The sequence below is a fragment of the Streptomyces fodineus genome, assembly GCF_001735805.1.
Lineage (GTDB): Bacteria > Actinomycetota > Actinomycetes > Streptomycetales > Streptomycetaceae > Streptomyces > Streptomyces fodineus.
In genome coordinates, this window is the sequence record NZ_CP017248.1 from 9,221,230 (window position 1) to 9,246,946 (window position 25,717).

Genomic DNA, 25,717 nt, shown 5'->3' on the forward strand with positions numbered 1-25,717 from the left:
CGGCCCCGTACTCAGTGCGGGGCCGGGGCCGGGGCGACCCCCGTGATCTCCAGTTCCCGTCCGCTGCGCAGCTCCTGAGAGGGACGGTCGCAGCGCGGGCACCAGAAGAACGGCGGCATGCCGAGCGCGAACTCCTCCGCACAGCCGCCGCACCAGGCCCGCGCGCTCACCTGCTCCACCACGAGCCGCGCCCCGGCGAGCGCCGTACCGTCGCGGGCCACCTCGAAGGCGAAGTGCAGGGCGTCCGGCACCACACCCGCCAGTTCGCCGACCCGGACGGTCACGCAGGAGACGCCCTCGGCGCCGTCGGCGCGGGCGATCTCCTCCGCCTGCTCCACGATCGCGGTCGCGATCGACAGCTCGTGCACGGCCGGCTCAGGGATAACGGCGGTTGGCGCGCAGCCCACCGGTCATCCGGTAGATCCTCAACTCGCGCATCACGCCGGGGAGTTCTTTGATGAACAGCGTGAGCAGCACCCCGCCGACGAGGGCGGCCTGCGCGAGCAGCACCTGACGTACGGACATCGTCGACCTCCTGGCCGGACAGCGCTTCCTCACGGTCTCTCCCTGCTCTCTCATCCCGGTGAGATGTTCGGCATCGCGTCCAGCAGGGCGTCATGCCGCTTCCAGTGGATCCCCGTGGAGCGGCGCGCGTCAGCGGTGCCGTCCACGTGGTGTCCGCTCTGATGCTTGTACGGGCCCTTGTTGCCCTGGTGCAGACCGCGCACATGCGTCGGTGTGTCGGGCCGCGCCTGGGGGTGGCCCACTCGGATGGTCCCCATGATCGATCTCCTTCCCGTCCTCACGAGCGCTCGGTGAGCTCCGCGAAGAACCGTTCCACGGCCGGCCACACCCGGCCGCCACCGGACAGCCCCCGCCACTCACGGCGGACGAGGGCGACCATCCGGTAGCAGTCGTCGACCGGCACGATCCAGTGCTCGTCGAGGCCGCGCACGGTGTTCACCAGCAGGGCCTCCACCTCGGGTGCCACGGAAGCGAGCGGCGGACACCTCTCGGCCATCCGCTGCCACGCCGCCGCGTCCACCTCCCAGCGCATGGCTCCCGCCGGGCTCGGGCCCTGCGCGGTGACCGTGCCGTCCCGGTGCGGCACGAAGAACACCAGCCCCACCGGCACCCCCAGCACCGCGGTGTCCACGGCTGGCAGCCGCAGCCGGCGCCGCGGCACGAGCCGGTACCGGCCCGCCCCGTCATCGGCGAACAGCACCGAGCACGGCCGGCACACACAGCGCAGCTCGGCGGCGCCGGTGTCGTACAGGTGCGGATGTCCGTCCGCGACGAGGGCGGCGCACAGGTCGCAGCGTTCGCTCCCGGCCGCCGCCGCGCGGTCCGACGCGGAGCGGATGACCCTGGCCAGCGCCCCGTCCACGGTCACCGCGCCTCCTGCGGCCGTGGCGCGGCCCGGTGGGTCAGCGTGCTCAGCGGTACGAACGCCGGTGCCGCCCGGCGCTCGGCAGGGGCCGGCACGGTCTCCACCGCCGTCAGCTCCGGCGCCACGGCCAGCACCGCCGCCTCGACGGCCGCCACGGCGTCGGCGGCACCGCTGCCGCACCCGGCTCCGCACCCGCCGCCCGTGCTCAGCCGCACCCGGGCCACCTGCCCGTCGACGCCGGCCCACTCCAGGTCGCCGCCGCGTTCCCGCACCGCGGGCCGCAGCCGTTCGACCGCACGGGCGGCCCGGCGCTCCGCCGGCTCGGGATGGATCGCGTGCAGCACCATCAGATGCCCGAGCAACTCGTCCTCGGCGAGCCGCTCCCGCAGCGGCGCGTCGGCGGCCTCCAGCACCCGGGCGAGCGCCTCGCCGTAGACCTCGGTCAGCAGCGACACCGCCTCCAGCGCCGGGCCGGGCGCGGACTCCAGCTCCGCCAGGACCTGGTCGAGCCGGGCGAGCCGCACCTCCAGCGCCGGGTCGGGCAGCCGTGCGCCGTCAGCCATGGCTCGCCCCGAACGTGGGCGAGTGCACCGTGGACAGCGTCTTGCCCTTGCCGACGTACATGTGCACCCCGCACGGCAGACACGGGTCGAAGCTGCGCACCGTGCGCATGATGTCGACGCCCTTGAAGTCGTCCGGGCCGTTCTCCTCGAAGATCGGCTGGCCCTGCACGGCGTCCTCGTACGGGCCCGGGGTGCCGTAGATGTCCCGCGGGCTCGCGTTCCACGGGGTCGGCGGGTACGGATGGTAGTTGGCGATCTTCTTGTCCCGGATCACCAGGTGGTGGGAGAGCACACCGCGCACCGCCTCGTGGAAGCCGCAGCCGATCGACTCGTCCGGTACCTCGAAGTTCTCGAAGATCTTGGTGTCCCCGGAGCGCAGCATCCCCATCGCCTCCTCCACGAACTGCAGTGCCATGGCGGCTGCGTACGCGACGAAGTAGGGCCGGGCGCGGTCCCGTTCGATGGTGTTGCTCCACTGGGGGATGCGCCACTCCAGCGTCGTCTCCGGCAGCCGCTCGCCCTTGGGCAGGGAGATGCGCACGCTGTTGCCGGTTGCCTTGACGTACGGCGTGTCGACCAGGCCGCTCAGCGCGGTCGTCCACAGCCGGGCGAGCGGTCCGCCGCCGGTGTCCAGGGCGAGGTGCTGACCGGTCGCCGGGTGGTACCAGCGCGGGCTCATCACCCAGCTGTAGTTGCCCTCGAAGTCCCGCTTCTGCGGCACCGGGACGGTGGTCTGGTTCCAGGGGTGCCGCATGTCGACGGGGTTGCCGAGCGGGTCGTGGGTGACGAACGGCTGCTCGCCCACCCAGTCCTCGTAGAAGGAGCTGCCCAGCATGATCCGCAGACCGAGGTTGATGTCGATCAGGTTGTTGGTGACCAGTTCGCCGTCCACGACGATGCCCGGGGTGACGTACATCGCCCGGCCCCACTCGTTCATCGTCGCGTAGCGGTAGTCGACCACGTCCGGGTTCTGCCAGGCGCCCCAACAGCCCAGCAGGATACGGCGCTTGCCGACCTCCTCGTAGCCGGGCAGGGCCTCGTAGAAGAAGTCGAAGACGTCGTCGTTCATCGCCACCGCCTTCTTCACGAAGTCGATGACGCGCATCAGCCGGGAGAGATAGTCGGTGAAGGTGTTGGGCTGCGGCATGGTGCCGACACCGCCCGGATACAGCGTGGAGGGGTGCACATGCCGCCCCTCCATCAGGCAGAACATCTCCCGGGTGACCCGGCTGACTTTCAGCGCCTCCTTGTAGACCTCGCCCTCGAAGGGGTTGAAGGCCTTCATGATGTCGGCGATGGTGCGGTAACCGTGGACGTCCCCGCGGGGCGCCGTGGTGCGCTCGGCGCGGGCCAGGACACCGGGGTTGGTGGCCTTGACCATCGCCTCGCAGAAGTCCACGAACACCAGGTTGTCCTGGAAGATCGTGTGGTCGAACATGTACTCGGCGGCCTCGCCGAGGTTGGTGATGTGCTCGGCGAGCTTCGGCGGCTTGACACCGTAGGCCATCTGCTGGGCGTAGTTGGAGCAGGTGGTGTGGTTGTCGCCGCAGATCCCGCAGATGCGCGAGGTGATGAAGCCCGCGTCGCGCGGATCCTTGCCCTTCATGAACACCGAGTAGCCACGGAAGAGCGACGAGGTGCTGTGGCACTCGACGACCTCCTGGTTGGCGAAGTCGATCTTCGTGTAGATGCCCAGGTTGCCGATGATCCGGGTGATCGGATCCCAGGACATGTCGACGATCTGGGCGGGTTTGCGTCCTGTGGACCGGGCCTGCGTGGTGGTCATGCGGTGCTGCCCCTCGCTGTTGGGGTGGTGCGAATCGGGTCGGGGATGCGGGACGGACGGCGTCAGGCACGCCAGTGCGGGTCGTAACCGCTGGTCAGTCTGCGCTTGTTGTGGCGCCACTTCGGCTCGTGGTTCACCACGTCGTTGGTCAGCCCGCGCAGCCGGCGCACGACGGCGCCGTACGGCTTGACGAGCAGGGTCGACAGCGTGCCGCCGGGCGGCTCGTCCATGAACGGCATGAAGGCGTCAGGGAAGCCGGGCATCGTGCAGCCGATACAGATGCCGCCGACGTTGGGGCAGCCGCCGATACCGGCCATCCAGCCCCGCTTGGGCACGTTGCAGTTGACCACGGGCCCCCAGCAGCCCGTCTTCACCAGGCACTTGGGGGAGTTGTAGTCCAGGCCGAAGTCGGCCTGCTCGTAGTACGCGGCCCGGTCGCAGCCCTCGTGCACCGTCTTGCCGAACAGCCACTGCGGGCGCAGCATGTGGTCCAGCGGGGGCGGGGGAGCGGAACCGGCCGCGTGCTGGAGCACCCAGATCAGGGTCTCCATGAAGTTCTCCGGCTGGATCGGGCAGCCGGGCACGTTGACCACGGGCAGCCCCGCCCGCGAGCGGAACTCCCAGCCCAGATAGTCCGCGAGGCCCATGCAGCCGGTCGGGTTGCCCGCCATCGCGTGGATCCCGCCGTACGCCGCACACGTCCCGGCGGCCACCACCGCCCAGGCCCGGGGCGCCAGTTGGTCGATCCACCAGTTGAGGGGCTGCGGCTCGCCGGTATCCGGGTCGTTGCCGAACGAGGTCCAGTAGCCGTCGCCCTTGATGATGTTCTGGTTGGGGACCGAGCCCTCGATGACGAGGATGAACGGGGACAGCTCGCCCCGGGCGGCCGCCCGGTAGGGCGCGAGGAAGTCCTCGCCGCCGAGGCTCGGCGACAGCACCTTGTTGACGAGGTTGACCTTCGGCAGACCCGGGATGAGGCCGAGCACCACGTCCTCCAGGGACGGCTGGTCGGCGGAGGTCAGCGAGACGGTGTCCCCGTCACAGCTCATGCCCTCCGAGATCCAGAGGATGTGGATCTCGTCGAACCCCGTGCCCGCCTCGGCTCCGCCGGGCTCGTCACGGACGTCGGTGGTACCGCTCTGTGTGGTCATGTCTGCGGCCTCCGTTGCAGCAGGTCTCGGAGTGGGGCGTGAGCTGCCGCGTCGTCGCTGAGCAGCCGCTCGGCCATGCGGTGGTCGTGGGCCTGCACCTCAAGGGCTTCCATCGGAGCGTCCCTCCTGCGGCCGGTCGGCCGGACGCCCCGGCCGTGGGGACCGCGACCGGGGTGATCGCGGCGGGCCGGCCGGTTCCGGCGTGTCCATGTGCCCGAGCAGTTCGACCTCGTCGGGCCGGAAGTAGTGGAAACGCCCGTACCAGCCGTGCAGTTCGGCGGCCGGGTCGTCGTCGACCGTGACCGCCAGATGGACGCTGCCGTCCACGTCGTGGAAGACCGCGGCGATGTGCGCGGTCCGTCCGTCCAGGAACATGTCCTGCGCGTCGGCACCCCGGCCGCGCGGGTGCAGCCGCACCCGGCTGCCGCCGCCGACGCACACCCCGTCCACGAGGGCCGTGTCGGTCGTCGGGGCGAGCCCGTCGTCGCCGCCCTCCTGCCACCACGCGGGCCGTTCGGCGGGCGGGGGCACCGGTGTCAGGGACCGGATCGCGCCGTGCAGCCTGGAGAAGACCTCGCGGGGCATGCTGTCCACCCGGTCGAGAATCCGTGCGGCCCGTGGGTCGGTGGCCCGGGCCTCGGCCTTCTCCTCGTCGGTCAGCAGCATCGTGCGCAGGGTGAGGATCTCGTCGATCTCCGCCGCGTCGTGCAGATCGCCCGGACTCTCCGGCGCCACCTGCGGCCGGTCGGGGAGGATGATCGGAGCGGAGAGCATGGCGGCGCCCGTCGTGCGGTCGCCGGGCGCGCCGCCGAGGACGGGGAACGTGAACGCGTTCCGGCAGCCCCGCGCCTGCTCCACCAGCCCCTCGGGCGGATCGATGAGCGAGACGAACTCCACGCCGTCCCCGCCGACGAGGGTGTGCGTGGCGATCAGGGCCTGCCGCAGTGCCTCAGGGCGAGGTGACCGGGGGTCCGGTGCGGCGCCGGTGTTCTCGGTGCGCACCCGCAGCCGGTACAGCCCCGGCGCGAGCGGTTCGGCCACGGCCGTCGTCGCGGCCCGCACCTCCCCGCGCCGCCGTACCGTCCGCCCCGCACCGCCCGGCAGCGCCTCGCTCTCCGTGCCGGCCGCCGCGCCGGCCGCCGTGCTACGACCGCCGCGCAGCAGCTCCTCCAGCGGTACCACCAGTTCGGCCTCGCGCGGTACCGCCTCCTCGAACGACAGATGCGTGGTGCCGTCGGCCGTCCGCAACGACTCGACCGGGCGGTGCCGTCCGTTCCCGCCGGCCGCCTCGACCTGCTTGTCCTGCATCTGCAGATACCGCACCCGCACCCGTACGACGGCGTCGGCGTGCGGTGCCCGCAGCAGGCACTCGGTCTGCTGGTACCAGGAGTCCGCGGAGCCGGAGATCCCCGGCGTGACCGGTCCGTCCCGCTCCACCCAGTTCCGGGGCAGCAGTACGCCGAACTGCCAGCGGACCCGGTTCTTCGGCGAGGACCGGCGGTACGGGTAGAGCAGATAGCCCTCGTAGAGCACGGCATCGGCGACCGCGCCGATCTGCTCGAAGGCATCGCACGAGGCGCCGTCCGGCACGGCGGCGAGTGCCACGCCGCCCTCGTCGGCTCGGTCCGACATCCCGCCTCCTCATCACCGGTCCACTCGGACACTCCTTCCACCACGTTCACACTCGTCACGGCTCCTCGCCCCTCCGGCGGACTGCCATTGGGCCGGTCAGGGGACGGCGGGGGTTGCGTGGCCCCCACAACCAGGCGAGGTGCGGCCGGTCCGGTCGCCTTCAGGCGCGGGTGACCGGCCGCCACCCGCTCCGGGCGCCGTAGCGCCCTCTCACGGCAGGCGTTCCAGGGCGACCAGGGCGGCGTCGTCGCCGAGGTCGCCGTGGACGTGGTGCAGGAGACCGCGGCGGAGGGCGGCCACCATCGCCTCCAGCGGCCGGCCGGCGTGCGCGTGCACCGGGGCGGCCAGGTCGTGCCGTCCGTGTACAGCACGAGACGGTCGCCGGGGACGAACGGCACGGTCCGGGCGTCGGGTTGCGCCGCGAGCAGATCGCCGAGACCGAGCGGGGCGCCGGGCTGATCTGGCTCGTAGGGCCGTACCTCCCCCTCGTGGACGACGTACGGCTCGGGGTGGCCGCAGTGGACGATGCGGGCCACGGGCTCTTCGGGCGGGAACTCCACCAGCAGCGCCGTGGCGAACCGTTCCGTGAACAGGGCGTGCGGATGGCGCGCGTCCGGTGGGCTGTCCAGCGCCGCGATGTGCCGGCGGGCCCGTTCGTCCAGTTGCGCCACCACTTGGCTCAACGACGGTTCCCGGTACGCCAGTTCACGGAAGGCGCCGAGCAGGGTCGCCGAGGCGCCGACGGCCTGCAGTCCCTTGCCCCGTACGTCGCCGATCACGATCCGGGTCCCGTACGGCGTGCGCAGCGCCTCGTAGAAGTCGCCGCCCATCCGCGCCTCCGACTCGGCCGGCAGATACACACCGCTCAGGGCGAGCGAGCCGATCCGGTGGGGGAGGGGGTGCATCAGGGCGCACTGCGCGGTCTCGGCGACGGAGCGGACCTGACGCAGCTGCCGCTCCCGGCGCTGCCGCAGGGAGCATGCGCCCAGTGAGGTGAGTCCGACCACGAACAGGCTGCCGAGGGTGACGTCCGCGTTCGGGTGCCCCCAGATGCCCGCGTCCCACTGCAGGAGCGCCGTGATCGCGAGCGCGGCACAGGCGAGCACCGCCGTCGCCCGCCACGGGAGCAGCACGGCGGCCAGCACGGGGACGGCGGCCATCACGGGTGAGACGTGCAGCCAGTCCGGAGTGAGCAGGTCCGCGACGGCGACGACCACCATGAGCAGCACCGGGGCCAAGGCCTGGAGGGTGCGCGAGCCCGTGCGGCGGTTCCAGGTCGCCCAAGCCCGTCTCGCAGGTGTCCGGTGCGGGGGTGCGGCGGTGTGCTCGGTGGTGGTGTCCTGGGGGTCTGTGGGGTGAAAGATCATCGTCGCGGTGCGGGCCGTAGCGGGTTGGGGAGCCGTCGGGAGCGGGCGGGCGGAGCGGGCGCGGGCGCCGACAGGCAGGTCAGGGCCGATTCCAGGGGGCGCAGCAGGCGCTGGTCCGCGGTGGCCCGGTCCGGGGGATCGCAGCCCGGCGCGCCCAGCCGGGCCAGGGCCTGCCGGGCTGCGGGCAGCGCGGGGTGCGGACGGCCGCCTCGGCAGGAGTAGGCGCACAGAGCGGTCGTACGCAGCAGGCGGGCGTACGGCTGCGCGAACGCGGAGCGGGGGCTGGAGGCCTCGGCCGCGTCCGGGTGGGCGTCGAGGAGGCGGCCCGTCGCGGTCACCTGCCCGGCCACGTCGCTCAGGGTGCGCAGCACCCGGTGGTCGAGGTGCCAGTGGCGGCGCCGGGCGGTCGGCCGGACGTTCCAGCGCAGGCTCTCGTGCGCTTCGTCCGTCGCGGTGCGGGCGCGGGCCAGTGCCGTGCCGAGGTCGTCCTCCCAGCCGGGGCCGAGGATGTTCCGGGGCCGCTCGTGCCGTACGACCGCATCGGCCAGCCCGTCCAGCTGCCGGGCGATCCGCAGCCGGAGGTCCTCCAGCGCCCGCTCGGCGGAGCGTACCCGCACGGAGGGGAACAGCAGCACGCTGCAGGCCAGCCCGAAGCCGATGCCCAGCACGATCTCCGCGAGGTGGGTGGCCAGCTCACCGGGGTGGCGGCCACGGACCAGGGCGAAGGTGATCAGCGCGGTCGTCGGGACGTGCAGGCCGTAATGCCCGAGGAATCCGTGCCGGGCCAGCAGTACGGAGGCGAAGACGACGACGGCCAGGCCCGCCATGCCTGGCTCGGCGTACAGCGCGCCGGGCACGGCGACGAGGACGCCGAGCAGGCATCCGACGGCGTAGCGGGTGGCGGCGGAGACCGTGGCCACCACCGTCGTCTCGACGATGAGGAGAGCGGCGACGGCGCCCGCGTAGGGGTCGGTGACATGCAGCAGCGTCACACTGGTCTGCCAGGTCAGCCCGGCCGCCACGGTGGCCCGTGCGGCCTCGGCACCACCGGCCCGCCCGATCCGCGCCATGAGGGCGGGAAGTCGTCCGCTGTGCATGTCCGGTCCGTTGCCTTTCCTGTCGGATGCGGTAGGCAGGGCAAGGCAGCCCAGGGTAATCGGACAAATGGGGCATCTAGCAAATAAGGAATATGTAGGGACGGCTCCTGCCTGGGGAACGGTCATGTCCGCAGGTCCGCAGGGTCTGCTGCTCGCGGTGCCCGCGGGCGCCGCCTTGTGGTACCAGGGCGCCCATGACGAAGCGGCGGCCAGGGTCTCCCCGGCCGCCGACGTGGCCGTACAGCGCGCGGAGAAGACCGTGGATCAGTGACACCCGCTGGTGGGTGTCAGGTCGCCGGGTCCGGCCGCGTCAGCCGGCCGTGTGGTCGACGCGCATGCGCACCTGCCGTTCCAGGCGCCGCAGACTGCCGTCGAGCGCGTCGAACACCGCCTCCTCGCCGGGGTCGTGACCGGGGTCGAAGAAGGACAGGTGCACGGTCACCTCACTGGCCCCGCTGCCGATGCCGGACACCTGCAGCCAGCCGGTGTAGCTGTCCTCCTCCCGTGTGCCCCACTCCAGGCGCATCTGATCGGGCTGGGCGCGCAGCAGGGCGGGCATGTCCTGGCCGGAGCGGTCCTCGTGCACCGTGACGGCGGGCGGTTCCTCGGCGTCCACGTGCAGGTCGTCCGGGAGCCAGGTGTCGAGCTGGCCCATGTTGGCCGCCTGGTCGAAGACCTGCTCGGGCTGTGCGGGCATCGTGCGGGACCATTCGTACTCGGTCATGGTGATACCGCCCTCCGCTCGGAAGTCGTACCCCGACCGCGTGCCCCTTCCGCGGTGACCGAAAAGCGCCGCCCCGGGCCACGCTGCGATCCAGGCCCCGGCGGCCGCCAACTTGTCTGGTCAAGTTTGGTCGCGGTTCTTCCGCCCGACAGCGACGACCAGTACTCATGTCCCGTTCGTTGCGCACAGTCAGGTCGTGCGGGCGTCACCCTGCACGGCATCCTCACCAACGGGACGAGGTACCACGTATGAGACTGCGCTGGAGATCCCTCGGCGGGCTTCTCGCCCTCCTCGGCGCACTGATCGTCGCCGCTCCCGCCCCCGCACAGGCGGCCGGGAGCAGCGGCAACCTGATCGTCAACGGTGATGCGGAGAGCGGCGGTTACTGCACCGACGACTGGGCGTCCGCCTCCACCATCCCCGGCTGGACCACCGAGGCCGGCGGCCTGAACGTCATGTGCCACAGTGTCGCCTCCTTCGGGCTGCCCGGCGACGGCAAGACCCCCGGCAAGGCCTTCTTCGGACCCGGCAACTTCGGCGACGGAGCGATGACGCAGACCGTCGACGTCTCCTCGGCCGCCTCGGCCATCGACGGCGGCGCTGTGCACTACGACCTCTCCGGCTGGCTCGGCGGCTGGACCACCTACAGCGGCTATGCCGCGGTGAGCCTGCACTTCCACGACGGCAGTGGCCGCCCCGTCGGCGCCACCGCCAAGCTGCCCACCGTGTCCGCGAGCGACCGGGGCCAGGCCACCAAGTTCCTCTCGCGCAGCGCCACCGGCGCGGTACCGGCCGGGACCCGGTCCATCCAGGTCGAGGTGCAGTTCCTGTCGACGAACAGCGAGACCGGCTACCTCGACAACCTCTCCCTCACCCTGGACACCCCGGTCACCGCGCCCGCCCCGCTCACCCCGCCCGTCTCCAAGGTGCCCGGCTACGACCATGTGTTCATGGTCATGATGGAGAACACCGACTACTCCCAGGTCATGAACGACCCGGCGGACACGCCGTACATGCACAGCCTCATGACCAAGGGCGCCACGCTCACCGACTTCCACGGCGTCTACCACCCGAGCGACGAGAACTACCTCGCCGTCGCCGGCGGCGACACCTACACCAAGGGCGCCACCTACTTCCCCAACATCAACTCCCCCCAGCGCAACCTCGGTGACACCCTGGAGGCGGCCGGCAAGAGCTGGAAGGCCTACGAGCAGGGCATGGGCACCCCCTGCAACACCAAGAACAACAACGACAGTTACTACCAACCCGACGACGCGCCCTTCATCAACTACACGGACATCAGCGGCAACGCGTCCCGCTGCGCGGCCCACCTGTTCGACACCACACAGCTGACCACCGACCTGAAGTCCGCGGCCACCACCCCGAACTTCTCCTGGATCGCCGCCGACGACTACTACGACGGCGAGGCCTCCGGCAACGGCAACGCCACCAGCCTCAAGGCCCAGGACGGCTGGCTGAAGCAGACCCTCGACCCGGTCCTCACCTCCCCGGCCTGGACCCAGCAGCGCTCGCTGCTCGTCCTGACCTGGGACGAGAGCGGCGGCGAGGCGTACAACCACATCGTGACGACGGTCGTCGGCTCCCAGGGCACAGTCCCGGCCGGCACCAGCAGCCCGCTCCGCTACGACCACTACGGCATAGGCCGCACCATCGAGGCCGCGCTCGGCCTGCCCGGCCTCACGGCGAACGACACCTACGCGACCCCGCTCAACGCCGCGTTCACGCCGTCCACCGCGACCCAGCCGACGCTCACCGGCGACCTGAACGCGGTCACGAGCGGCGGCAACGTCACCTTCCGCTACTCGGTGCCGTCGGCGTTCCAGGTCAGCGCCAAGAACTGGATCGGCATCTACCCGGCGGGCGTCACTCCCGGCAAGCAGTCCTCGCTCGCCTGGTCCTACGCCCCGAACGCCAGCGGCGCCCTGACCTTCCCGACCGGCAAACTGGGCGGCGCGGGGACGTACGACGTCTACTACCTCGCCAATGACGGCTACTCGGTCCTGGCCGGACCGTTCTCCCTGACCGTCGGCTGACGCCCACGGGACACACGGGCCCACGTGCCGCCGCCCGGCGGAACGGTCCACGGAAGCTCACTCCGTGGCCGGCACGTGGGCCCGTTGGCGTGCGCGAAGCGCTGCCCCTCGGATCACAGGCCCAGGGCGATGGCCATGCGGGTCAGCTCGGCGGTGTTGGTGATGTTGAGCTTGGCCCGGATGCGGCGCAGGTAGGCGTCCACGGTGTGGGTGGACAGTCCCATGTGGCGGGCGGTCTGGAGGTAGGTGCGGCCGGCCGCGATGTGCCGGAGCGTCTCCTGCTCGCGCGGAGCCAGCGCAGGGGCCTGGGCCTCGGTGTGCGGCGTGACGAGGGTGGCGCTCATAGGGGTTGTCCTCCGGCGAGGGGTCTGTCCGTTTGGGGCGATTTGCCCTTGTTCCTCCAGATTGCTTGCCGGACGTCATGGCCGTGTCCGCCGACTGTCACAGGCGCGTCACAGGGAACGGGAAAATGGTTTACACCACTGTGGAGACGGTGTGGCCGCGGGTATGGACCGCGTCAGGCGAGACCCGCCCGGTGGGCGTACAGGGCGGCCTGGACCCGGTTCTCCAGACCCAGCCGGGTCAGGATGCGGTTGACCCGGCTCTTCACCGTCGCCTCGCTCAGCCCCAGGTCCGCGGCGATCCTGGCGTTGGACAGGCCACGCGCGACCAGTACCAGGACCTGGATCTCGCGCTCGGTCAGCGAGACGTCCGCCGGCACGGGCCCGGGCGCCGTCGGCAGAAGTGAGGGCGGCAGCGCCGTGACGGTGTCGATCAGACGCCGGGTGACGCTCGGGGCGAGCACGGACTCACCGTCGGCCGTGGCGCGGAGCGCCTCGGCGAGCTGGTCGGGCCGGCTGTTCTTCAGCAGGAAGCCGACGGCCCCGGCGCGCAGCGCGGCGTGCACGTACTCGTCCAGGTCGAAGGTGGTCAGCACCAGCACCCGCGGCACCGGACCCGGACCGGGCCATTCCTCGACGATCCGCCGGGTCGCCTCGACGCCGGTCGTGCCCGGCATCCGTACGTCCATCAGCACCACGTCCGGTCGCAGCGCAACGGCCCGGGCGACGGCCTGCTCGCCGTCGGCCGCCTCCCCGACGACCGACAGACCCTCCCGGCGGTCGATGACGAGACGCAGCGCGGTCCGCACGATCTCCTGGTCGTCCACGACGAGCACGCGTACGGTCATCCGTCCCCCTGTGCCGATACAGGCCCCCGCGCGGACAGGACGGCACGCAGCCGCCAGCCGCCGTCCGCACGTGGCCCGGCGAGCAGTTCGCCGTCGAAGGCCCCGACCCGTTCCCGCATGCCGACGAGCCCGCGTCCGGCTCCGGGCACCGGCCGGTGGCCCGGGGCCGGCGGGTCGTTCTCCACCTCGATCACGAGGCGCGTCGCGTCCCCGCGTACGGCGATCCGCACGCCGACCGGACCGGCGTGCTTGACCGCGTTGGTCAGCGCCTCCTGAACGATCCGGTAGGCCGAGACCTGCAATCCGGCCGGCAGAGCGTTTCCCTCGCGTGTCTCAAAGACACAGGTGACGCGGCACCCCGCCGAGGTCGCGACGTCGACGAGCCGGTCGAGGTGGTCCAGGGACGGCTCGGGTGCGAGGCCCTGTTCGCCGAAGGACAGCAGCCCGAGCAGCCGCCGCATCTCCGTGAGCGCCGTATCGGCGGTCCGCGCGATGAGACCGACACCGTGCGCGGCCTCGCCCGGGTCGGGCGGACGGGAGGTCAGCACGTCCTCGGCGGCGCGTGCCTGAAGGGCGATCGCGCTGACGTGGTGGGCGACGACATCGTGCAGGTCGCGGGCGATACGGGCCCGCTCGGTGAGCACCGCCTGCCGGGCGTTGAGCTCCTGCTCGGCCGCGAGCCGCCGGTTGAGGTCGCGCAGGCGTTCCGCGTCGGCGTCGATCCTGCGCCGTCCGTACCCCAGCAGCCAGGCCAGGGCGAAGAAGAACACGAACGTCGTGACGTTGATCGGCTCCAGTGAGCCGGGACGGGGCGGCTCCCAATGTCCGGTCAGGACATCCGTGACGGCTGTGGTGGCGAGGCCGAACAGGGTGAGCGGCACGCTCGCGGACGCCGGTGCGTGCCGGGCCACGGCGTAGACGCCGAGCATCAGCAGGAACGGCCCGGGGACCTTCTCCGGAATCGGGCCGAGCGCCTGGAAGAGGACGTACAGCGCGGTCATCGCGACCAGGACGGTCCGCGGACGCGCGCGCCGCCACAGCAGCGGCAGGGTCTGCGCACCCCACAGCGCCACGCCCCAACCCGCGGACCGCGGTGTCCTGTCCAGCACCGTGGCCATGTCGACCAGGGTGAGGCCGCCGACCCACAGCGAGTCTGTCAGACGGGGGCGATCGGCGAGCCGGCGCTGAACGGCTCGGGGCAGGGTGTTCACCTGGGTGGTCATCTCGGTCGGTCAGGCTAGACGACGCGCAGGCGGGGCGGATCCTCCGCCGGGCGCGCATCGAAAGATGCGTCACCGCGCCCAGGATCGGCATCTGGCCCGAGGCGCGGCCGGAGTGGCCCGCCCTAGCGTCCAGGGCATGACAAACACAGCCGTACCGGCACCGCCCCACCCGACCTCACCACCGCCCTCGCGGCCGATCCGAACCCCCCGGCACGTGTGGCCCCTGCTGCCGCTCGGCACCGGGGCGATGCTCCTCGCGGTCGGCGGCCGGTGGGACATCGCGGTCGCCGCGTGGATCTTCCCCGTCCTGCTCCTGCGCTTCACCCGGCTGACCCGCGCCTGGTCCGGCGCGCTCTGGATCTGGCTGGCGCACCTCGCCGCCGCCGTCTTCTGGGTCCAGGAGTCGGCGATCGGCTTCAACGCCGTGGTGTTCACGGGGGCCCTCGCCCTGGCCGCCCTGCAGACGCTGCCCTTCCTGGCCGACCGCCTGCTGACGCCCAGGCTGCGACCCGCGCCGGCCGCCCTGGTCTTCCCGGCCGGTGTCGCCGCCGCCGAGTTCCTGATCAACCTGCTGTCCCCGTTCGGCACGGCCTTCGGCTCCCTCGCCGTCACCCAGCACGCGAACCTGCCCCTCCTCCAGGTCGTCTCGGTCACCGGCCCCTGGGGCATCGGCTTCCTCATCGGGTACGTCGCGAGCACGGCCAACCGCATCTGGGACAGCTCCTCCTGGCGCGGCGGCGTGGTCTGCACCGCCGTGCTGCTGAGCGTCCTGCTCGCCGGAGGTGCCCGGCTGACCCTCTCCCCGCCCCAGGGCACGACCGTGCGGATCGCCGGCGTCAGCCCGGCCCGCACCGTGACCGAGCGGCTGCAGACCACGCTCGCCCGGTTCGCCGACGGCCCGGGCGGCGTCGCCGCGGCCCCCGCCACGGCGGTGCGGCCCGCGATGACCGCGGTCGAGGACGACCTGCTGGCCGCGACCCGCCGCGAGGCCGCCGCCGGCGCGAAGATCGTGATCTGGCCCGAGGAAGCCGTCAGGACCCAGGAGTCGCAGGAGTCCGCCGCCGTCGCCGCCGCCCGGGCACAGGCCCGCCGTTCGGGCATCTACCTGGAGATCGGAGTCCGCGTCTACAGCACCACCGCGCCCGCCTACGGCCGGAACGAGGCGTTCCTCATCGACCCGCGCGGGACTGTGCTCTGGACCTACCAGAAGGCCCACCCCATCGCAGGCTCGGAGCGGTATACGCCCGGCGACGGTCACGTGCCCATCGTCCGTACCCCGTACGGTCGGCTCGCCAACGTCATCTGCCAGGACGCCGACTTCCCGGCCCTGATGCGCACGCGGGCCGACATCATGCTCGTGCCCGCACACGACTGGAAGGAGTACGGCGCCGCGCACACCGACAAGGCGGTCCTGGCCGCCGTCGAGGGCGGCTACGCCCTGATCCGCCAGGACGCGGGAGGGGTCTCGGCCGCCTACGACGCCGAGGGGCATGTCCTCGCCACCTCGGACTACTTCACGACCGGCCGGCAGACCATGGTGGCTTACGTCCCCGTGCACGGTGTGACGACGGTCTACGACCGCACAGGGGACACGTTCGCCTGGCTCTGCCTGGCCGCGCTCGCCGCGCTCACGGTCACCGCCGTCGTCCGGCCCCGCCGCCCGGAGGACCGCTGAGGCGCTATGCGACGGCCTGGCGTGCCGTCCGCTCCACCAGCGAGATGCCGTCGCTCATCGAGGCGCTGCCGTTCGACAGGACCGCCACGAGGTACCGGTGCCCCCTCACGGTGACCTGGCCGACGCTGTTGACGTCCCAGAGGCCGGAGGTGTCGCGCTGCAGCCAGCCGTTCTTCAGCGCCCGCGCGGAGCTGGAGCCGTCGGCCGCCGAGACTCCCCAGCTCTGCTCGGGGATGATCTGGCCCATGAGGGTGCGGATGTAGGCCCGGGACGTGGCCGTCAGCGCGGGGAGCCGGGCTGAGCCGTCGTGTCGGCATCGAACACGGCCCTGAGCAGCCGTATCTGGTCGCTGGCCGTCGTCCGGGTCAGCCCCCACTTGACGCCGGGCCCGCCTGTCGTCGAGGTCAGCCCCAGCCGCTTGTTGGCCGCCGCCAGCCCGGAGGCCTGGCCGATCCGCCGCCAGAGGGTGCCCGCCGCCGTGTTGTCGCTGCGCTCGATCATCGGCTCGGCGTGGCCCCGCTCCTCGGCGGTGAGCTGCCGTCCCGCGTCCTGCGCCCGGAGCAGCAGCGCGGCGAGGATGTCGACCTTGACGATGCTGGCGGTGTCGTACGCGCTGTCCTCCCCGTGCATCTCGGGGGCGCGGCCGGCGCCGTCCAGGTCCAGGACGGCGGCCGTGGCGTGCGGGGCCGCGGCCGGAGCGGTGGCGGCCGCGGCCGGTGCCGGGTGCAGCGCGGCGGCGGAGAGGAGAGCGGCGGCCGAGGCCAGGAGGGCGCCGGTGCGCCTGCGTGCGGCGGTGGGGGAGGGGCGGGACGGCATGCCCTCGAACGTAGACAAGGCGTGCGGCACGCGAAGTGGCAGCCGTCACCTCCACGGCGGTTCAGGGGGAATTGTGAGAAGGGCCACCGGCACCACCAATGGGGCGCATCGCGATCCACGGGGCGTGGTGCGACGGCGTGTAAGCGCGGCCGGACCGCGGGTCTCGCCTATGGTCGGCGAGACACCGACATCCGGAGTGATAATGGAAAAATCGGATGAATTGGTTGATGTGGCCGAGGGCGTGGCGGTCGTGCCCGTCGGAGCACCGCCCGTGCGCCGTATCCGGCCCTGGCCGTTTGGCGCAGCGTTCGCGATCGCGGTCGGCGCCGCGGCCCTGCTCCTCCTCGTCGGCAGCCGCTGGCTGAACCATCCGGCCGTGCAGGCCTGGCGCACCGTGTGCCTCGCCATCACCGTCCAGGCACTCCCCTTCCTCCTCCTCGGCACCGCCCTGTCCGGCGCCATCAACGCCTTCGTGCCGGCCGACCTGTTCACCAGGGTCCTGCCGAAGCGGGCCGCGCTCGCCGTCCCGGTCGCCGGCGCCGCGGGCGCCGTGCTGCCGGGGTGCGAGTGCGCCTCCGTACCCGTCGCCAACAGCCTCATCCGGCGCGGTGTCACCCCCGCCGCCGCCTTCGCCTTCCTGCTCTCCGCGCCCGCGATCAACCCCGTCGTACTGACCGCCACCGCCGTCGCCTTCCCGGGCAACCCCGCGATGGTCGCCGCCCGGCTGCTCGCCTCGCTCGCCACGGCGGCCATGATGGGCTGGCTCTGGCTCTGGCTGGGCAAGGAGAAGTGGCTGCGGCCCGTCCTGCGGCAGCACACCGGCCACCGACGCGGCCGCAGCCGCTGGAACGAGTTCAGGCTCGGATTCCAGCACGACTTCCTGCACGCCGGCGGCTTCCTCGTACTCGGCGCCATGGCCGCCGCCACCTTCAACGTCGCGGTGCCGCGCTCCGTGCTCGACACCTTCTCCGGCTCACCCTGGCTCTCGGTGCTCTTCCTGGCCGGGCTCGCCGTACTGCTGGCGGTCTGCTCGGAGGCCGACGCGTTCGTCGCCGCCTCGCTCACCGGGTTCTCCCCGACCGCGCGGCTGGCGTTCATGGTGGTCGGCCCGATGGTCGACCTGAAGCTGATCGCCCTTCAGGCCGGCACCTTCGGACGAGCCTTCGCCTGGCGGTTCTCCACGGCCACCACCGTCGTGGCCGTCGCCGCGAGCGTCCTGATCGGAGGCGCCCTGCTGTGAAACGCCCCGTCCAGACCCTGCTGCTGACCCTGACCGGCATCGGCCTGCTGCACACGGCCCTCTTCACCGACACCTACCTGCGCTACGTCAAGCCCGGCCTGCGACCGCCGCTGATCGTCTCCGGCGCCGTCCTCCTGCTGCTCGGCCTGGCCGCGGCGGCGGTACGGGGCGCGCCGGGGCCCACCGCCCCCGACGACCACGAACACGGCCACGAGCACGGCCACGACCACTCCGGCGCCCCGCGCATCGCCTGGCTGCTGTTCCTCCCGGCGATCAGCCTGCTCTTCTACGCGCCGCCCGCCCTGGGCGCGTACACCGCGGCACGCTCGAACGCCAAGCCGGTGGCGGTGCAGAAGAAAGGATTCGCTCCGCTGCCCGCGACCTCACCGCTGCCCCTGACCCTCACCGAGTTCACCAAACGCGTCCAGCAGGACCGCAGCGGGGCCATCAAGAACCGGACCGTCCAGCTCACGGGCTTCGTCACACCGGCCGAGGACGGCGACGGCTGGTACCTCACCCGCATCATCTTCACGTGCTGCGCGGCGGACTCACAGACCGTCAAGATCCGCGTGTACGGCACCGAGGCGCCACCTGCGAACACCTGGCTCGCGGTGACCGGCACCTGGCACCCAAGGGGCGCCCTCGGCACCAGGAGCGCACAGGCGGCCCTCGACACCAAGGACACCCACCCCATCGCCCAGCCGGTGAACGCCTACACCGACGACCTGCCCCTGACACCGTCCTAGCGCGCGGCCTCACCTGCTCCGGCGCCGAAGCGAGCCGCGGCAGGCCGGGCGCGGAGCGGCACCGCGGGGGAATCGGTGCCGCTCCTGCTCCCCACGCTCGCCCCTCCCACGCCGTACGCCCAGTGCCCTTCGGCCCTCGGCGGCGGGGTCGGACGTCCCGACGCCGCTGGTCGGCAGGGGTGGGCACAAGGTCGTCATGAGCCTGTGCCGCACTCACCCCGCCAACAGCCGGATTGAGGTGCACGATGGTGTGGTGACACTCGACGGCCGGGTCCGGGGGACCGCCCCGAGCCCGCTCGCCGCCCGCCCGGCGCGAGCCCGCCCGGCGAGGGGTACGCGGAGTGGGTGTGAAGCCGCCGTGCGCGAGAGGAGGCGGTGACGATGAACCGGACACCTCCCACAACGGTCGCCCAGGTACGGCTGTGGCGCTGGCGGCGCAATCCGCTCAGGCGGCACAGCGATGTCGTCGAGGCCTGGATCGTCCTCGCGACCTGGGTGCTCGCCGTCCTCGGCGGGGCCGTCGCCGGCCTCCTGGCGGCACAGACCGCGGGCGCGGCGTTCGCCGCCCGCCAGGCCCAGGTGCACGCGGTGTCCGCCGTGCTCACCGACAGCGCGGCGCGGACCCCGACCTCGGGGAGCGGTTACGACGACGGGCGGGTCTGGGCCACCGTGCGCTGGACGGACGGCCACGGCGCCGTGCACACCGACCGGGCGAAGGTCCTCCCGGGCGCCCCGGCCGGATCCCAGGTGACCGTGTGGACCAACCGTGACGATCACGTGGTCTCCGCGCCCGTCACCGGCGCCGCCGCGGATCTGCAGGCAGCGCTCACCGGCGCCCTCGTCGCCCCGTCGGCGGGCGCGGTGGTCTGGGGCGCGGGCTGGGTGGTCCGCAACCGGATGATCAAGCGGCGGATGGCCGAGTGGGACGAGGAGTGGAAGCAGATCGGTCCCCGCTGGGGCAACCTCAGCGGCGGTCGAGGCTGAACACCTGACACTGGCAAGCCGCCCTTTTACACACGACAGGGCGGGAAGGGCCACCCGCTTCTCGCGGATCCGGATTGCGCGGTGCGCGGCTCTGAGCCGCTTCTCCGCGTCTGTTCTCGGTCCTTCCCGCCACTACCAGGACACCACGGAAACCGCCGTCCCACCAGGCCCAGAGCCCTCCTCGGCCGTACTCATGCCTTGCCCAGGACCACGAGGAGCACCAGGTGGACGGTGGCGCCGGCGGTCATGCCGTGGGCCACCACGGCCGTGAGCGGGAAGTGCCGCTCGGCCGTGGCGCCCCCGTGGGAATGGCGTCCGGAACTGGGCATCCAGCGCAGCAGCATCATGAAGCCGAACGCGGCCACGATCAGTACGACCGCGCACGCCGCCCAGGCCGAACTCCGCACCCCTGCCACCACATAGGCGGTCCAGGTGGCGAGCCCGGCCACGGCGAGGGCCACATGGCCGAGCACGAGCCACAGCGGCAGCCGCGTCACACCGGGCGTGCGCTGCCGCAGTCCGCCGTGCCGGACCCACACGGTGGCGAGGTATCCGCCGAGCCCGGCGGTCACCAGCCAGGCGCACAGAACGAAGACACCCATAGGTCCCGCTCCCCCCTGTTCCGGTACGGCCGGGCCCTGCTCAGCACACCGCACAGGGCGGGCGGAGTTGCGGACGTCCATCCGTCGATTCACCCGTAGGGATGAAAAGTGCCGTGGCTGCCCCACGGGCCGTCGGAAGGGTGCAGGAGCACGCCGTCAGGCCGTCGGCAGGGTGCGGAGCCCGGCCCCGCTCAGGCCGCCGTGTCCTCCTGTGTGCACGCGACGGCCCGGTCGGCGGCCGACGCGGACGCCTTCAGTGCCGGGATCAGGTCGGCGACTCGTTCGAGCTGGTCACGCTGGGCGGCCAGGTCCAGGGCGCCGAGCCGGACGACGAGGTGCCGGGCGCCGGCCGCGACGTACCGGTCGAGCCGTGTCCGCACCTGCTCGGCGGAGCCGGTGACCACCGCCTGGATCCGCTCCAGGTCCGCCAGCGGCATGCCGTAGACGGCCCGCGCGTACGCCTCCAGCTCACGCCGGCCGCGCTCGACGTCCTCGTCGACGCGCACGGAGACGAACAGCGCCGGGGTGACGTCCTGGGCCCGGCGGCCGGCGCCGACCGCCGCCGTGCGGATGTTCAGCAGGCCGGAGGCGTAGTCGGCGGGGTCGGGCGGGTACGGCAGCCAGCCGTCGTACAGCCGGCCGGTCCGGTCCAGTGCCGCCGGGGTCGCGCCGCCGAGCCACACCGGCGGGCCGCCCGGGCGGTACGGCCGGGTCATCGGCGGGATGCCGTCGAACCGGAGGATCTCCCCGTGGAAGGAGTCCGCGCCGCTCCACAGGGCCCGCCACAGCGCGACGGTCTCGTCCAGCCGGGCGAAGCGACGGGCCCACGGCACCTCGGACAGGTCGTAGAGGGGCCGTCCGAAACGGCCGGGGAAGCCCGCGCCGACGGCCAGCGTGAGGCGGCCGGCGGACAGCAGGTCCAGGGAGGCCAGCGTCTGCGCGGTCTGCACCGGCCGGCGCAGGAACGGCAGCAGCGCCGCCGTGCCCAGGGTCACGCTCTCGGTCGCCGGGGCGAGCGCGGCCAGCATCGTCAGTGCCTCGATGCGCGGGCTGATCAGGGAGTCGTTGACGAAGACGGAGGAGAAGCCCGAGCGTTCGGCCTCGCGGCCGAAGGCGACCAGTTCACGCGGGTCGTCGCCGGGACCCCACTGCGCGGTGCCGGTCGGAAGGAGTACGCCGATGTCCATGCCGTCGATGCTCCGGTCCCGGCCGCGACGCGACAATTCCCCGCAGGGAATGGCCGAGCACCCGTGCCTGGCGCTAGAACGGGACCCGTGGACTTCCCCCGCGCGCTGCGCGCATGCCGCACCGGCCGTCGCCTCAGCCAGCTCGACCTCGCCCTGCGGGCGGGCACCACCCAACGCCACCTGAGCTTCATCGAGTCCGGCAGATCCGTCCCGGGCCGCACCATGGTCGTACGGCTGGCCGAGTCGATGGAACTGCCGCTGCGTGAACGCAACGAGCTGCTGCTGGCCGCCGGGTACGCGCCCGTGTACCCCGAGAGCTCCCTCGACGACCCCGGGCTGGCCCCGGTGCGCACGGCGATCGACCACATCCTGCGCGGGCTTCTGCCCTACCCGGCGCTGGTGGTGGACCGGGGCGGTGACCTGATCGCCGCGAACCAGGCGTTCGACGTGCTCACCGAGGGCGCGTCCCCGGAACTCATCGGCCCCGGCAGGAACGTCTACCGGCTCGCGCTGCATCCGCAGGGCCTGGCCCCGCGCATCGGCAATCTCGCCGCATGGTCCCGGCACATCCTGGCCCGCCTCGGCCACCTGCCCGAGCTGCAGGCCGAACTCACCGGCTACATACCCGAGTTGGAACCATCCGCCGACCACCTCGGCTTCGCGGTACCGCTGCGGCTGCGCTCCTCGTACGGCGAGCTGCGGCTGATGACGACCGTGACGACCTTCGCCACCGCCGTCGACGTGACCCTCGCCGAGCTGAAACTGGAGGCGTTCCTGCCGGCCGACCAGACGACACAGGAAGCTCTGCAGACGGCCGCCACGCACCGGGAGGCCCAGGGGCCGCGCTAGCCCGCCACTCTCGTCCCGCCAGGCGAACGCATGGCCGTCGTACAGCCGTCAGCGGCCGTCGACCGCCGGTGCGCTCGTCGGAACCGGTCGGGATCGCTGCTGAAGCTCAACCACCGCAGGCACACCACGGACGGCTGCTACATCGGCTGCTGCGACGCCGACCTCAGCGACCGGGGGTTCAACCGGCTGGAGCTGCCGCGCATCGGTACGGCGCCGCAGCCGTCCGGCGTTCCGCATCGACGACGTCGGGCTTCGTGTGGTGCGGTCAGAGCGGGGTCGCCGCGCGCAGCAGGAGCAGTAGCGTGACGGCCGAGTTGGCCGAGAACATCGCGGACAGGACGGCCCCGGTGGCCGCCGTCCGCAGGGCCAGGCCCACCGTCGTGAAGACGGACGGCCAGGCCCGCAGGCTCGGCGCCGGAGCGAGCAGCGCGGCGACACGCCGCGGGAGCGGGCCGGGCGCGGCCAATGCGGCGAGCGTCGGCGCGGGCGTGGCACGGGAGACGAGCGCCGCGGTGCCGATCGCGCGGGCCGCGTCCTTGCGGCTGCCCACGGCCTGGGCCGCCTCCTCGTCCGCCCAGCGCTCCGCCGTGTAGGCGACCGCAGAACGCAGCGGCCGCAGGAACGGGTTGGCGCAGGCGGCGAGTTGGACCAGCAGCAGGTGCCGGTGGTGCCGGGCGGCCAGGTGCGCGCGCTCGTGGGCGAACAGCGCGCGGCGCTTCCTGGGCGCGAGACAGCCGAGCATCGCCGTGGACACCACGATCCGGTCCAGCGGACCACCCGGCAGGGCGTAGGCGTACGGCGTGGCGTCGGGCAGCACGGCCACCTGCGTGAGCGGCAGCCCCCGCAGCGCCGCGTGAGCCCGCCGTCGTATCCGATGGTGGCGCAGCAGCGCCCGGCCGCAGGTCGCGAGGACCGCGAGCAGCGCGGGGATCGCGGCCTTGCCCGCGACCTCGTGCCGCGGCACGCTCTCCCGCACCTCGGGGTCCGACCAGCCGTCGGGCAGGGGATTGCCGGGCAGTTGGGCCGTGCCGACCACCACCAGCAGCGCCAGACACACCGTGCTGCACAGCGCCAGCACCGTGGAGACGCCGGTCAGCAGCACGGTGGCGGTGCGCGGATGGAGCCGCTGCTCGGCCAGGCGCGCGATCGGCCAGGCCGTCAACGGCAGGACCAGGGGAAGAAGGACGAAGATTCCCATGCGTGCTCAGTCCTCGCCGGCGCCCTGGTCCAGGAGCTCGCGCAGCAGTCGTTCGTCGCCCTCCGGCAGCGCGGTGATGAAACTCGCCAGCACCGCACGCCGGTCCTGCTCGCCGTCCAGGACCTTGTGCATCTTCCGCGCGGCCAGACCGGCCTCGTCCGCGGCGGGCAGCCACACGAATGACCGCCCCTCACGCCTGCGGGTGACGGCGTGCTTCGCCAGCAGGCGCGCGAGCACCGTCATCACGGTGGTGTAGGCGAGGTCGGCCGCCAGATGCTCGCGCACCCAGCCCGCGGTCACCGGTGCGCCGGCCTTGTGCAGCGCCCCGAGGACCCGTGTCTCCAGCGCTCCCTGCGGCCTGCGCCGACGGCGCGCACCAGGCTCCGCCACCCGACTGCTCCCTTCTGCCGAGCCCCCGCCTCAACTCCTCGCGCCGGAGGAACGTCACATCGTACAGAAGTGTCGGCCGTGGCCGGTTTGCGCCGCTCGCGGCGATGTGCGACGTGGCGCCACCACCCATAACTTCTACAGTGTTGTAGATTCGGCGTGTGAAGGGATGAACGATGCGGACCGCTCGGTCGAGCCGGCGTGTGCGGCAGCCCCAGGGGCTGGGTCAGTCGCGGGAGTTGCCGAAGAGGATGCGGTATCCGATGAGCAGCACCAGGGAGCCGGCGATCGCCGCGCCCCAGGTGTAGAGGTCGAAGAAGTGCTTCTCCACCGGTCGGTGGAGGAAGCGGGCGGAGAGCCAGCCACCGACGAAGGAGCCCGCGACGCCGATGAGGGTGGTGCCGATCATGCCGCCCGGGTCGCGGCCGGGGAGCAGCATCTTGGCGACGGCTCCGGCAAGCAGGCCGAGAATGATCCAGCCGATGATGCCCACGGTGTTGTCCTCCACTTGGTTTGCCTGTTCGCGCAAGCCTAGGCGGCGGTCGAGGCGGCCGGGCAAGGGGTGTTGGGCTCTGGAGACGACCCGTCGAGGTTCTGCTACATGATTAAGACATTGCGCAATCGGGGAACCGAGAACGATCCAGGCGCGTTGATCAAGATGGACGCGGTAAGTGCGAGCGGCTGCGGAGGGTGTGGATGAGTGTGTCCCTGACCAAGGGCGGCAATGTGTCGCTGAGCAAGCAGGCCCCCGGTCTGACTGCTGTGACGGTCGGGCTGGGCTGGCAGGCCGGGACCGGGTGCGAACTGGACGCCAGTGCGCTGCTGTGCGACCGGTCGGGCAAAGTGCTGTCCGACGAGCACTTCGTCTTCTTCAACAACCTGAGCAGCCCCGACGGTTCGGTCCGCCACAGCGGCGGCGGCAGTCCGGTCGACGGCGACGACCAGCGGATCCAGGTCGATCTCACCCGAGTCCCGGACCGGGTGGAGAAGATCGTCTTCCCGGTGTCCGTCTACGACGACGCCGGCCGTGGCCAGACCTTCGGCCAGGTGCACCGGGCCCACATCCGCGTCCTCGACCAGGACAACGGCACCGAACTGGCTCGCTACGACCTCGCGGCCGGCGGACTGTCGGCCGAGACCGCGCTCGTCTTCGGCGAGCTGTACCGGCACGGCGCGGAGTGGAAGTTCCGCGCGATCGGCCAGGGTTACGCCTCGGGGCTCGCCGGCATCGCCACCGACTACGGCGTGGCCGTACTGAAGGACGCCGCCCCGAGCCAGGCCCCGAGCCCGAATCCGCCCCCGGCCACCGCACCGCAGACCAGTGCCGGTCCGTATGCGCCACCCGCTCCGCCGAATCCACCGGTCGCCGGCCCGTCGGCCCCGGCATTCACCACATCCCCTTCACCTACCGGGAGTTCCACCGTGACCTGCTTCTTCGACCCCAACCACGGCCCGGGCACGACGACCGTGAGCTGGTCCCCGCAGTGGGGCGTGCCCCGGCCGGTGCAGACCTGCGGCGGCTGCGCACAGCGCGTGCAGACCACGGCGCCGCCCTTCTACACCCCGCCCCAGCAGGGCTATCCGCAGCCCGTGGCACAGGGTTATCCGCAGCAGGGTTACCCCCAGCAGGGTTATCCCCAGCAGGGGTACGCGCAGCCGTACGCGGACCACGACCATCACCAGCAGGGCGGCGGTCGGCGGTTCGGCACGGGTGCGCTCATCGGCGCCGGTGCGGCAGGCCTCATCGGCGGCGCACTGCTCAACGAGGCGTTCGACGACGACGAGCCGGAGGTCGTGGTCAACAACTTCTACGAGGACTGAGTCCTCCCGTACCGGGAGACCTCTCCGACCGCTGTG

The 25,717-nt window shown here is 72.3% G+C and carries 27 protein-coding genes and 2 pseudogenes; 8 read left to right on the plus strand and 21 right to left on the minus strand.

The features are described from left to right. Window positions 1-11 precede the first annotated feature (11 nt). From hypA to BFF78_RS40090, 11 genes and pseudogenes are all read right to left on the minus strand, one after another. Window positions 12-368 carry a hydrogenase maturation nickel metallochaperone HypA gene (gene hypA, locus BFF78_RS40050; RefSeq protein ID WP_069782946.1) on the minus strand — a complete coding sequence of 119 codons (357 nt, stop codon included), beginning with the start codon at window positions 366-368 and terminating at the stop codon, window positions 12-14. Between the two features lie 7 nt (window positions 369-375). After that, the gene (locus BFF78_RS47105; protein WP_165289393.1) at window positions 376-525 is read right to left on the minus strand and encodes a hypothetical protein; all 150 of its coding nucleotides are present in this window, start codon (window positions 523-525) and stop codon (window positions 376-378) included. A gap of 50 nt (window positions 526-575) precedes the next feature. Continuing rightward, window positions 576-782 (minus strand): hypothetical protein, encoded by a 207-nt coding sequence (locus tag BFF78_RS40055; protein ID WP_069782947.1) that lies wholly within the window; start codon window positions 780-782, stop codon window positions 576-578. Window positions 783-802: 20 nt separating this feature from the next. Further along, window positions 803-1,393, minus strand: coding sequence for a DUF5947 family protein (locus tag BFF78_RS40060; RefSeq protein ID WP_069782948.1), 591 nt, complete (start codon window positions 1,391-1,393; stop codon window positions 803-805). After that, complete coding sequence (locus BFF78_RS40065; protein ID WP_069782949.1) at window positions 1,390-1,953, minus strand: NifU family protein; 564 nt, start codon at window positions 1,951-1,953, stop codon at window positions 1,390-1,392. The genes BFF78_RS40060 and BFF78_RS40065 overlap by 4 nt, the downstream gene beginning before the upstream one ends. Next, window positions 1,946-3,739, minus strand: a complete 1,794-nt coding sequence (locus BFF78_RS40070) for a nickel-dependent hydrogenase large subunit (RefSeq protein ID WP_069782950.1) — start codon at window positions 3,737-3,739, stop codon at window positions 1,946-1,948. Before BFF78_RS40070 ends, BFF78_RS40065 begins: the two co-directional genes overlap by 8 nt. Window positions 3,740-3,801: 62 nt before the next feature. After that, window positions 3,802-4,890 (minus strand): NADH-quinone oxidoreductase subunit B family protein, encoded by a 1,089-nt coding sequence (locus BFF78_RS40075; RefSeq protein ID WP_069782951.1) that lies wholly within the window; start codon window positions 4,888-4,890, stop codon window positions 3,802-3,804. A 99-nt stretch (window positions 4,891-4,989) separates the two neighbouring features. Further along, window positions 4,990-6,522, minus strand: coding sequence for a hypothetical protein (locus tag BFF78_RS40080; RefSeq protein WP_193433622.1), 1,533 nt, complete (start codon window positions 6,520-6,522; stop codon window positions 4,990-4,992). Window positions 6,523-6,732: 210 nt separating this feature from the next. Then, entirely contained in the window at window positions 6,733-6,858 is a 126-nt protein-coding gene (locus tag BFF78_RS49465; protein WP_257786892.1) for a hypothetical protein, read from the minus strand. Between the two features lie 71 nt (window positions 6,859-6,929). After that, window positions 6,930-7,889 (minus strand): annotated as a pseudogene (locus tag BFF78_RS50340) (PP2C family protein-serine/threonine phosphatase); the annotation flags it as partial. Beyond that, entirely contained in the window at window positions 7,886-8,986 is a 1,101-nt protein-coding gene (locus tag BFF78_RS40090) for an FUSC family protein (protein WP_069782952.1), read from the minus strand. The pseudogene BFF78_RS50340 and the gene BFF78_RS40090, both read right to left, overlap by 4 nt. A gap of 124 nt (window positions 8,987-9,110) precedes the next feature. Here BFF78_RS40090 and BFF78_RS46560 point away from each other — a divergent pair, with 124 nt between their 5' ends. Beyond that, a complete protein-coding gene (locus BFF78_RS46560) occupies window positions 9,111-9,257 on the plus strand; it encodes a hypothetical protein (RefSeq protein ID WP_159033138.1) in 147 nt (48 codons plus the stop codon). Window positions 9,258-9,296: 39 nt separating this feature from the next. Here the strand turns inward: BFF78_RS46560 and BFF78_RS40095 are convergent, their stop codons facing one another. Continuing rightward, window positions 9,297-9,710 carry an SRPBCC family protein gene (locus BFF78_RS40095; RefSeq protein ID WP_069782953.1) on the minus strand — a complete coding sequence of 138 codons (414 nt, stop codon included), beginning with the start codon at window positions 9,708-9,710 and terminating at the stop codon, window positions 9,297-9,299. A 248-nt stretch (window positions 9,711-9,958) separates the two neighbouring features. Between BFF78_RS40095 and BFF78_RS40100 the strand changes: the two genes are divergently transcribed. Next, window positions 9,959-11,764 (plus strand): alkaline phosphatase family protein, encoded by a 1,806-nt coding sequence (locus BFF78_RS40100; protein WP_069782954.1) that lies wholly within the window; start codon window positions 9,959-9,961, stop codon window positions 11,762-11,764. A gap of 113 nt (window positions 11,765-11,877) precedes the next feature. Here the strand turns inward: BFF78_RS40100 and BFF78_RS40105 are convergent, their stop codons facing one another. The 3 genes from BFF78_RS40105 to BFF78_RS40115 all read right to left on the minus strand — a co-directional run bounded on the left by BFF78_RS40105 (window position 11,878) and on the right by BFF78_RS40115 (window position 14,176). Beyond that, window positions 11,878-12,108 carry a response regulator transcription factor gene (locus BFF78_RS40105; protein ID WP_069782955.1) on the minus strand — a complete coding sequence of 77 codons (231 nt, stop codon included), beginning with the start codon at window positions 12,106-12,108 and terminating at the stop codon, window positions 11,878-11,880. Window positions 12,109-12,281: 173 nt separating this feature from the next. After that, window positions 12,282-12,953: a response regulator gene (locus BFF78_RS40110; protein WP_069782956.1), complete on the minus strand. Its 672-nt coding sequence runs from the start codon at window positions 12,951-12,953 to the stop codon at window positions 12,282-12,284. Further along, complete coding sequence (locus BFF78_RS40115; protein WP_069782957.1) at window positions 12,950-14,176, minus strand: sensor histidine kinase; 1,227 nt, start codon at window positions 14,174-14,176, stop codon at window positions 12,950-12,952. The genes BFF78_RS40110 and BFF78_RS40115 overlap by 4 nt, the downstream gene beginning before the upstream one ends. A 136-nt stretch (window positions 14,177-14,312) precedes the next feature. Here BFF78_RS40115 and BFF78_RS40120 point away from each other — a divergent pair, with 136 nt between their 5' ends. Next, window positions 14,313-15,851: a nitrilase-related carbon-nitrogen hydrolase gene (locus BFF78_RS40120; protein WP_079161673.1), complete on the plus strand. Its 1,539-nt coding sequence runs from the start codon at window positions 14,313-14,315 to the stop codon at window positions 15,849-15,851. A gap of 4 nt (window positions 15,852-15,855) precedes the next feature. On the opposite strand, the pseudogene BFF78_RS40125 reads toward BFF78_RS40120, so the two are convergent. Beyond that, window positions 15,856-16,667 (minus strand): annotated as a pseudogene (locus BFF78_RS40125) (serine hydrolase). 202 nt (window positions 16,668-16,869) lie between these two features. On the opposite strand from BFF78_RS40125, the gene BFF78_RS40130 reads away from it, so the two are divergent. The 3 genes from BFF78_RS40130 to BFF78_RS40140 all read left to right on the plus strand — a co-directional run bounded on the left by BFF78_RS40130 (window position 16,870) and on the right by BFF78_RS40140 (window position 19,637). After that, window positions 16,870-17,907 (plus strand): permease, encoded by a 1,038-nt coding sequence (locus BFF78_RS40130; RefSeq protein WP_227026053.1) that lies wholly within the window; start codon window positions 16,870-16,872, stop codon window positions 17,905-17,907. Then, a complete protein-coding gene (locus BFF78_RS40135) occupies window positions 17,904-18,653 on the plus strand; it encodes a TIGR03943 family putative permease subunit (protein WP_069782958.1) in 750 nt (249 codons plus the stop codon). The genes BFF78_RS40130 and BFF78_RS40135 overlap by 4 nt, the downstream gene beginning before the upstream one ends. Window positions 18,654-19,034: 381 nt before the next feature. Further along, window positions 19,035-19,637 carry an Rv1733c family protein gene (locus BFF78_RS40140; RefSeq protein ID WP_069782959.1) on the plus strand — a complete coding sequence of 201 codons (603 nt, stop codon included), beginning with the start codon at window positions 19,035-19,037 and terminating at the stop codon, window positions 19,635-19,637. Between the two features lie 191 nt (window positions 19,638-19,828). Here BFF78_RS40140 and BFF78_RS40145 read toward each other — a convergent pair whose 3' ends face one another. Together BFF78_RS40145 and BFF78_RS40150 are read right to left on the minus strand one after the other, a co-directional pair. After that, window positions 19,829-20,239 carry a hypothetical protein gene (locus tag BFF78_RS40145; protein ID WP_069782960.1) on the minus strand — a complete coding sequence of 137 codons (411 nt, stop codon included), beginning with the start codon at window positions 20,237-20,239 and terminating at the stop codon, window positions 19,829-19,831. A 191-nt stretch (window positions 20,240-20,430) separates the two neighbouring features. After that, on the minus strand, window positions 20,431-21,426 hold the full coding sequence (locus tag BFF78_RS40150) for an LLM class flavin-dependent oxidoreductase (RefSeq protein ID WP_069782961.1): 996 nt from the start codon (window positions 21,424-21,426) through the stop codon (window positions 20,431-20,433). Window positions 21,427-21,513: 87 nt separating this feature from the next. Here BFF78_RS40150 and BFF78_RS40155 point away from each other — a divergent pair, with 87 nt between their 5' ends. Then, window positions 21,514-22,275 (plus strand): helix-turn-helix domain-containing protein, encoded by a 762-nt coding sequence (locus tag BFF78_RS40155; RefSeq protein WP_069782962.1) that lies wholly within the window; start codon window positions 21,514-21,516, stop codon window positions 22,273-22,275. 265 nt (window positions 22,276-22,540) lie between these two features. Here the strand turns inward: BFF78_RS40155 and BFF78_RS40160 are convergent, their stop codons facing one another. The 3 genes from BFF78_RS40160 to BFF78_RS40170 all read right to left on the minus strand — a co-directional run bounded on the left by BFF78_RS40160 (window position 22,541) and on the right by BFF78_RS40170 (window position 24,353). Further along, on the minus strand, window positions 22,541-23,473 hold the full coding sequence (locus BFF78_RS40160; RefSeq protein WP_069782963.1) for a M56 family metallopeptidase: 933 nt from the start codon (window positions 23,471-23,473) through the stop codon (window positions 22,541-22,543). A 6-nt stretch (window positions 23,474-23,479) separates the two neighbouring features. After that, entirely contained in the window at window positions 23,480-23,863 is a 384-nt protein-coding gene (locus tag BFF78_RS40165; protein WP_069782964.1) for a BlaI/MecI/CopY family transcriptional regulator, read from the minus strand. Between the two features lie 223 nt (window positions 23,864-24,086). Further along, complete coding sequence (locus BFF78_RS40170) at window positions 24,087-24,353, minus strand: GlsB/YeaQ/YmgE family stress response membrane protein (protein WP_069784112.1); 267 nt, start codon at window positions 24,351-24,353, stop codon at window positions 24,087-24,089. 203 nt (window positions 24,354-24,556) lie between these two features. On the opposite strand from BFF78_RS40170, the gene BFF78_RS49580 reads away from it, so the two are divergent. Continuing rightward, window positions 24,557-25,681 (plus strand): TerD family protein, encoded by a 1,125-nt coding sequence (locus BFF78_RS49580; protein ID WP_069782965.1) that lies wholly within the window; start codon window positions 24,557-24,559, stop codon window positions 25,679-25,681. Window positions 25,682-25,717: the final 36 nt, after the last annotated feature.

Coding starts and splice junctions, on each gene's coding strand:
- BFF78_RS47105 (WP_165289393.1), bottom strand. CDS start 525: ATGTCCGTACGTCAGGTGCTGCTCGCGCAGGCCGCCCTCGTCGGCGGG.
- BFF78_RS40055 (WP_069782947.1), bottom strand. CDS start 782: ATGGGGACCATCCGAGTGGGCCACCCCCAGGCGCGGCCCGACACACCG.
- BFF78_RS40065 (WP_069782949.1), bottom strand. CDS start 1,953: ATGGCTGACGGCGCACGGCTGCCCGACCCGGCGCTGGAGGTGCGGCTC.
- BFF78_RS40070 (WP_069782950.1), bottom strand. CDS start 3,739: ATGACCACCACGCAGGCCCGGTCCACAGGACGCAAACCCGCCCAGATC.
- BFF78_RS40075 (WP_069782951.1), bottom strand. CDS start 4,890: ATGACCACACAGAGCGGTACCACCGACGTCCGTGACGAGCCCGGCGGA.
- BFF78_RS40080 (WP_193433622.1), bottom strand. CDS start 6,522: ATGTCGGACCGAGCCGACGAGGGCGGCGTGGCACTCGCCGCCGTGCCG.
- BFF78_RS40090 (WP_069782952.1), bottom strand. CDS start 8,986: ATGCACAGCGGACGACTTCCCGCCCTCATGGCGCGGATCGGGCGGGCC.
- BFF78_RS46560 (WP_159033138.1), top strand. CDS start 9,111: ATGTCCGCAGGTCCGCAGGGTCTGCTGCTCGCGGTGCCCGCGGGCGCC.
- BFF78_RS40095 (WP_069782953.1), bottom strand. CDS start 9,710: ATGACCGAGTACGAATGGTCCCGCACGATGCCCGCACAGCCCGAGCAG.
- BFF78_RS40100 (WP_069782954.1), top strand. CDS start 9,959: ATGAGACTGCGCTGGAGATCCCTCGGCGGGCTTCTCGCCCTCCTCGGC.
- BFF78_RS40105 (WP_069782955.1), bottom strand. CDS start 12,108: ATGAGCGCCACCCTCGTCACGCCGCACACCGAGGCCCAGGCCCCTGCG.
- BFF78_RS40110 (WP_069782956.1), bottom strand. CDS start 12,953: ATGACCGTACGCGTGCTCGTCGTGGACGACCAGGAGATCGTGCGGACC.
- BFF78_RS40115 (WP_069782957.1), bottom strand. CDS start 14,176: ATGACCACCCAGGTGAACACCCTGCCCCGAGCCGTTCAGCGCCGGCTC.
- BFF78_RS40120 (WP_079161673.1), top strand. CDS start 14,313: ATGACAAACACAGCCGTACCGGCACCGCCCCACCCGACCTCACCACCG.
- BFF78_RS40130 (WP_227026053.1), top strand. CDS start 16,870: ATGGAAAAATCGGATGAATTGGTTGATGTGGCCGAGGGCGTGGCGGTC.
- BFF78_RS40140 (WP_069782959.1), top strand. CDS start 19,035: ATGAACCGGACACCTCCCACAACGGTCGCCCAGGTACGGCTGTGGCGC.
- BFF78_RS40145 (WP_069782960.1), bottom strand. CDS start 20,239: ATGGGTGTCTTCGTTCTGTGCGCCTGGCTGGTGACCGCCGGGCTCGGC.
- BFF78_RS40150 (WP_069782961.1), bottom strand. CDS start 21,426: ATGGACATCGGCGTACTCCTTCCGACCGGCACCGCGCAGTGGGGTCCC.
- BFF78_RS40160 (WP_069782963.1), bottom strand. CDS start 23,473: ATGGGAATCTTCGTCCTTCTTCCCCTGGTCCTGCCGTTGACGGCCTGG.
- BFF78_RS49580 (WP_069782965.1), top strand. CDS start 24,557: ATGAGTGTGTCCCTGACCAAGGGCGGCAATGTGTCGCTGAGCAAGCAG.